Raw genomic sequence first — 5564 nt, forward strand, 5'->3', positions numbered from 1 at the left:
CCCGGGGCCGTCGGACCGATGCACGCCTACACGGTGAGCGAGTTCACCGGGAGCGACTGGGTGCGCGGCGGCGACGGTGACGCCGTCGACTCCCAGGGTCAGGTGTTGTGGCCCACCCCTCTCGACGACGTACCGCTCGCACCCGCGGTCGACATCGAGATCGACGTCACGAACCTCGGCCAGGACCGGTTGCTGCTCCCCGGTGAGCCGAGGCAGCTCACGGTGCCCGCCGACGTCGCCTACCTGGCCGACTCCGACGAGGCTGTCGCACACATCGGTGGCGAGGTCAGCTACGACGTGCGCTTCCTACCGCGCGAGATCGAAGGACCGGAGCTCGAGCAGCTACGCCCGGCCAGCGACGTCGACCCCATGCTGTTGCAGGTCCCCGAGACCGGGTATCAGAGCGACATCGCCGACCTCGCCCGCTCGATCGTGGCGGAGGCTGGCGCCGAGACGCCGTACGCACAGATGCTCGCCCTGCAGAACTACTTGCGCGACCCCGCCAACTTCGTCTACTCGACGTCGATCGCGGCACCCCAGACCCCCGACGCGGTGTGGGACTTCCTCAACGATCGGCACGGCTACTGCGTGCAGTTCGCGACGACCATGATCATCATGGCTCGGACGTTGGGCATGCCCGCCCGCCTGGCGGTGGGGTTCCTTCCCGGTGAAGCGTCCTCCGACGGCGTGGTGCAGGTGACCGCGCACGACGCCCATGCGTGGCCGCAGGTGCTGTTCGAGGGTGTGGGCTGGGTGCGCTTCGAGCCCACTCCCGGTGTGCAGGCCGGGCCGCCGCCTGAGTACGCGCCGGAGACCACCCAGCCGAACACGGACGAGCCGACGTCGTCGGCGCCCTCCGCTGAGTCGAGCACGTCCCAGCGGGCCGAGACCTCGACGGCGTCCCCGACCGGTGGTGCTGCCGGCGGCGCGGACGAGCAGTCGCGTCAGTCGCCGTGGCTGCTCACGCTGCTGCTGCTTGCCGGCCTCGCGGGCATCGCCAGCGCGCTCGCGCGCAGGCACGCCCGGATGCGGGCCATCGACCTGCAGGAGCGGTGGGCGCACGTGCTGCGCCACCTCGAGCAGCTCGGCGTGGACACCGCGGCCTCACGCACCCCCCGTGCCATCGCACGTGATGCGGCAGAGCTGTTGGACCCGGACGTCGTGCCGGCACTGACGTCGCTGGTCGCCGCGATCGAGACCGTGAGCTACCGACCGCAGGCGGTGACTCGACCCGACGACGCGGAGATCGAGGCGTGGGTCGAGGAGGTCGTCGACGGGGTTCGTCGCACGCTACGCGAGCGCAGCCGCGATCCAGCCGGCGTCTAGGGATGCACGAAGAGAGGGGGCCGGTCCGCGTGCCTGGACACCGCGCAGCGGGCCTGAACTGATCAGATCCTCCCTGAGGCAGGTCGCCGCTCAGCGATCGTCGCGGCGGCGCCGGTCCCATCGCTCTTCGAGGCGATCCATCAAGGGAGCACCTCCGCCCTTGCTGCCACCGCCGCCACGGCGGGGACGGATCGGGCGCACGTTGTCACCTGCGCTGCCCTCCGGCGCGGCACCGCCGGACTTGGGCCGGCGCAGCGCCAGCAGCACACCGCCGAACATGGCGAGGAAGCCGATCAGGCTCAGCCAGACCTGCGCGTTCCACAGGCCGGCGAAGAGCAGCCCGACTCCGGCGAGCACGACGACGCCACCGATGGCCACGTGGAGCGGCCGCCTCGGCGCTCCACCCGAGATCGTTCTCGCGAGTTTGGGGTCGTCGGAGCGCAACTGCTGCTCCATCTCGTCCAGTACGCGCTGCTCGTACTCGGAAAGAGGCATGTCACCCCCACTTCCTGCACCGACGTCCGCACGGTGCAAGGTTCAGGATATGTCCCCATCGCCAGGATCGGAAGTTGGTTGGCGAACGAGCGACCCCGCGGTGACGGCAGTTCGGCCGAAACGCGCGTGAACCTCGTCCATCACGCGCTCGGCAGCACGGCGTTCGGGACCGCTGTCATCGAGTGCGACCTGCACGAACGTGGTGGCGGCATCGCTGAGCGCTTCGCACCGCACGCCCAGCAGTCGCACCCCATCGGGCGGCAGGCTCATGCCGGCGAGGAGTCGCCTGGCGGCCTGGTAGATGTCGTGCGCGACGTCGGTGGCGGCATCGAGCGTGTGCGAGCGCGAGAGCGTGGTGAAGTCGGCTAGACGCACCTTGATCGAGACGCACGAGGTCACGAGCTCGGCAGCCCGCAATCGCGCCGCGCAGCGGTGCGAGAAGTCGAGCAGGGCGGCTCCCATGTCGGCGAGGTCGGTCAGGTCCGTCGCGAACGTCTGCTCGTGCCCGATCGACTTCTCGTGCCGCACGGGCTGCACCGGCCGTGGGTCCCTGCCCCAGGCGAGATCGAGCAGGCGGCTGCCCGCGGCGGTCCCCAGCACCCGGTTGAGCATCGGCGGCGGCGTATGGGCGAGATCGGCGACCGTGCGGATGCCCGACCGTGCGAGCGTGGCCTCGGTCCGCTCCCCCACGCCCCAGAGCGCCCCGACGGGGAGCGAGTGCAGGAAACCCACTGTGCTCTCGTGCGGGATCAGCAGCAGACCGTCGGGTTTCGCGTGGCTCGAGGCAAGCTTCGCGACGAACTTCGTGGACGCGATCCCGACGGACGCGACGACTCCGAGCTCCTCGGCGACGCGGCGTCGCACCATGGTGCCGATCCTGCTGGGCGACCCCACCCGACGTCGGGCACCCGAGACGTCGAGGAACGCCTCGTCGATGCTCACCGGCTCGATCACGGGCGTGACGTCGCTCAGGATCCGCATCACGGCGACGGACACGTCCCGGTACCGGTGATGATCGGGAGGGATGATGATCGCCTGCGGGCAGAGCGCCCGCGCGCGCGTCATCGGCATGGCCGAACGCACGCCCGCCGCCCGCGCTTCGTAGGTGGCCGACAACACCACGCCACGGTGCGCTCCTCCGACGATCACCGGCAGCCCGCGTAGCTCCGGTCGGTCGATCAGCTCGACCGCTGCGAAGAACGCGTCCATGTCGACGTGGAGGATCGGCGTCCGGCTGTCGTCCTCTCCCCAGTCGCGTCGGACGTTCTCGTTGCGCGGCGACCGGCTCATGAGGCCAGCGGAGTCGAGTCTGCGGCGCGGTGGCCGTGGCCGGCCGTGCGCGCCGCGGCGGCCACGTCAGCGACGAACTCGTCGGCTGCCCACACCGCATCATCGGCGACGGCGCCGTCCAACTCTCCGATCCGCCCCGCGTCGATCGCCGCGCGTAGCTGTGCCGCGACCTCGAACCGAGCCGCCCAACGCTCCCATTCCTCACCGGCATCGGCGAGCTGCTCCCACACGCTGCGTGGACGCCCACGGCGGCGGGAGCCGAGAGCTCGGAGTGCGAGCACCGCCGACGCACTGCGGATCGCGGCCATGTGCGCGTGGAGGAACCGCATCGCGGGGTCCTCGGTCGAGTCCGCCGCGTCGAGCTCCAGGCGGGCACGCCGGAGCAGCTGGTCGACCACAGGATGAGCCGTGCCCGCTCTCAGTGTCGTGGTGGTCATGGCCCGCTCCTTCCTGCTGGCGCCTCGTTCGATTATCGAACATTCGTTCGACGAAGTCAAGAGTCTCGGCTGGCCCTACGCTCAAGGGATGGCCAGGCGCCGAGGCTCCACCGCACTCCCCGACGCACCCGTTCCGACGTCACTCGGCACAGTAGAGCTGAGGTCCGACAGTGACGGCGTGATGCTGCTGCTCGACGGCGTCGAGAGCTCTCACCTCGACCTCGACGACGCGGTCCATCTCGTGTTCGAGTACATGCAGCAGATGCAGGCCGTGCTGCGCGCTACACATCCGGGGGCCGAGCGGCTGCGCGCCCTGCATCTCGGTGGTGCCGGGTGCGCGTTCGCTCGCGCCGTCGACGCGGAGTGGCCGCAGGCACGCCAGATCGCCGTCGAGATCGATGCGCTTCTCGCCACGTACGTCCGGGACTGGTTCGACCTGCCGCGCTCCCCTCGACTGCGCATCCGGGTCGGTGACGCGCGCCATGAGCTGGTGACCTTCGTCGACGGCACCCTCGATGTGGTCGTCAGGGACGCCTTCTCCGGACGCCACGTCCCCGAGCACATGCGTACGCAGGAGTTCACCACCGAGGTGGCGCGCCGGCTACGTCCCGGAGGCCTCTACCTCGCCAACCTCGCCGACTCCCCACCGCTACGGGGGGCTCGACGTGAGGCGGCGACCGTACGGTCGGTGTTCTCGCACGTCGTGGCGATCGGTGAGCCTGGTGTCCTCAAGGGCCGGCGCTACGGCAACATCGTGCTGGCCGCGTCGGACCAGCCCGTTCACCGTGCCGGTCTGACCCGAGCGCTCCGCTCGCTCCCGGTTCCGGCCGGGATCATCGGGGAGGCGGAGATCGAGGACTTCGTGGCCGGGGCGTCGGTGCTCACGGACCCGCCGGAGTGAGACGAAACGGGCCCCGCACCGTGATGGTGCGAGGCCCGCTGCGGGGGTCGTGCCCTGCTCACATGCTCGTTCGGGAGCATGGGATCGATCAGACCACGCGAACGCTCTCGGCCTGCGGGCCCTTGGGACCCTGGGTGATCTCGAACTCGACGCGCTGCGCCTCGTCGAGGGAACGGTAGCCATCCGACTGGATCGCCGTGAAGTGCACGAAGACGTCGTCGCCGCCGCCATCCTGGGCGATGAACCCGTAGCCCTTCTCAGCGTTGAACCACTTGACGGTTCCCTGTGCCATCTCTTGCTCGTCCTTCCGGGACTTCGTGGGCCGGACCTTCCTGGCCCGACCGTTGTACCGCTGTGCCGCAATGCCTCGCCCACGTCATGCTCTGGGTCAAGCCCCGGTCAAACGTCAGAGAAACCTGCAACATCGGCAGTCTTGCACGTGGCCCCGCGCGGGCGCCAGGGTCTGCTCAGAGGTAGCGCCGGATCGCCTGCCGATACCACTCCTCGGCATCGACGAGGCCCTCCGGTGCTTGGTGGGCACGGAGCCAGGTGCACACATTCGTGCAGTCCCGCCGCAGCAGCGCGGGTGCGTGGGGGTTCGCCACCAGGTCCACGACCTGCGGCACGTCGATCACCACGAGCCGCTGCTCCGGGGTCCGCGGATCGACCAGCACGTTGTACGGCGACAGGTCACCGTGAGCCAGTCCGAGATCGGCAAGGTCGATGACGAAACGCCGCAGCTCCCACGCCCACTGCTCGGCGAGTTCGGCGCGCGGTCGCATCTCGTGCAGCCGCGGTCCCGCGGCGAGCCGCTCGCCGTCGTCGCTGCCGATGAACTCCATGCAGACCTCGGTTCCGACGATCTGCACGGGGTATGGCACGGCCAGTCCCGCAGAGAACAGCGCGCCGAGCGCGTCGAACTCGCTCCGCGCCCACTGGCTCGCGGCCGCATCGCGGCCGAAGGCGGATCCGCTGGCGATGGCCCGGCCGACCCGCGAGTCCCGGGTCCGCCTACCTTCCGTGTACGTCTGCGACCGGTGGAAGCTCGCAAGCTCCGGCGATCGGTACCGTTTGGCGACCATCAGCGTCGCCTCACCTGGGTCCCCGGTGCGCAG

7 protein-coding genes are annotated in these 5564 nt (G+C 70.1%); 2 read left to right on the plus strand and 5 right to left on the minus strand.

Going from position 1 to position 5564, the window contains the following annotated elements:
* Positions 1-1326, plus strand: a 1326-nt coding sequence (locus tag ACOJSN_RS25140) for a DUF4129 domain-containing transglutaminase family protein (protein ID WP_420115220.1), incomplete at its 5' end; no start/stop codon positions are given.
* A gap of 90 nt (positions 1327-1416) precedes the next feature.
* On the opposite strand, the gene ACOJSN_RS25145 is transcribed toward ACOJSN_RS25140, so the two are convergent.
* Genes ACOJSN_RS25145 through ACOJSN_RS25155 form a run of 3 tightly spaced genes read right to left on the minus strand, consistent with a single transcriptional unit; the run spans position 1417 to position 3548 of the window.
* On the minus strand, positions 1417-1821 hold the full coding sequence (locus ACOJSN_RS25145) for a DUF3040 domain-containing protein (RefSeq protein ID WP_420115221.1): 405 nt from the start codon (positions 1819-1821) through the stop codon (positions 1417-1419).
* Between the two features lie 42 nt (positions 1822-1863).
* Positions 1864-3111 (minus strand): DNA polymerase IV, encoded by a 1248-nt coding sequence (locus ACOJSN_RS25150; protein WP_420115222.1) that lies wholly within the window; start codon positions 3109-3111, stop codon positions 1864-1866.
* Positions 3108-3548, minus strand: coding sequence for an SAV_6107 family HEPN domain-containing protein (locus tag ACOJSN_RS25155; protein ID WP_420115223.1), 441 nt, complete (start codon positions 3546-3548; stop codon positions 3108-3110). Before ACOJSN_RS25155 ends, ACOJSN_RS25150 begins: the two co-directional genes overlap by 4 nt.
* Before the next feature lie 88 nt (positions 3549-3636).
* Here ACOJSN_RS25155 and ACOJSN_RS25160 point away from each other — a divergent pair, with 88 nt between their 5' ends.
* Positions 3637-4449, plus strand: a complete 813-nt coding sequence (locus tag ACOJSN_RS25160; protein WP_420115224.1) for a spermidine synthase — start codon at positions 3637-3639, stop codon at positions 4447-4449.
* Between the two features lie 88 nt (positions 4450-4537).
* On the opposite strand, the gene ACOJSN_RS25165 is transcribed toward ACOJSN_RS25160, so the two are convergent.
* Positions 4538-4741, minus strand: a complete 204-nt coding sequence (locus tag ACOJSN_RS25165) for a cold-shock protein (protein ID WP_420115225.1) — start codon at positions 4739-4741, stop codon at positions 4538-4540.
* Between the two features lie 175 nt (positions 4742-4916).
* Positions 4917-5564: RIO1 family regulatory kinase/ATPase (locus ACOJSN_RS25170; RefSeq protein ID WP_420115226.1), on the minus strand; the 648-nt coding region annotated here is incomplete at its 5' end.

It is taken from the genome of Pseudactinotalea sp. (assembly GCF_048594945.1).
Lineage (GTDB): Bacteria > Actinomycetota > Actinomycetes > Actinomycetales > Beutenbergiaceae > Pseudactinotalea.

Bases quoted from the DNA above. Each gene is read 5' to 3' on its own strand.
- ACOJSN_RS25145 (WP_420115221.1), bottom strand. From the start codon at position 1,821: ATGCCTCTTTCCGAGTACGAGCAGCGCGTACTGGACGAGATGGAGCAG.
- ACOJSN_RS25165 (WP_420115225.1), bottom strand. From the start codon at position 4,741: ATGGCACAGGGAACCGTCAAGTGGTTCAACGCTGAGAAGGGCTACGGG.
- ACOJSN_RS25150 (WP_420115222.1), bottom strand. From the start codon at position 3,111: ATGAGCCGGTCGCCGCGCAACGAGAACGTCCGACGCGACTGGGGAGAG.
- ACOJSN_RS25160 (WP_420115224.1), top strand. From the start codon at position 3,637: ATGGCCAGGCGCCGAGGCTCCACCGCACTCCCCGACGCACCCGTTCCG.
- ACOJSN_RS25155 (WP_420115223.1), bottom strand. From the start codon at position 3,548: ATGACCACCACGACACTGAGAGCGGGCACGGCTCATCCTGTGGTCGAC.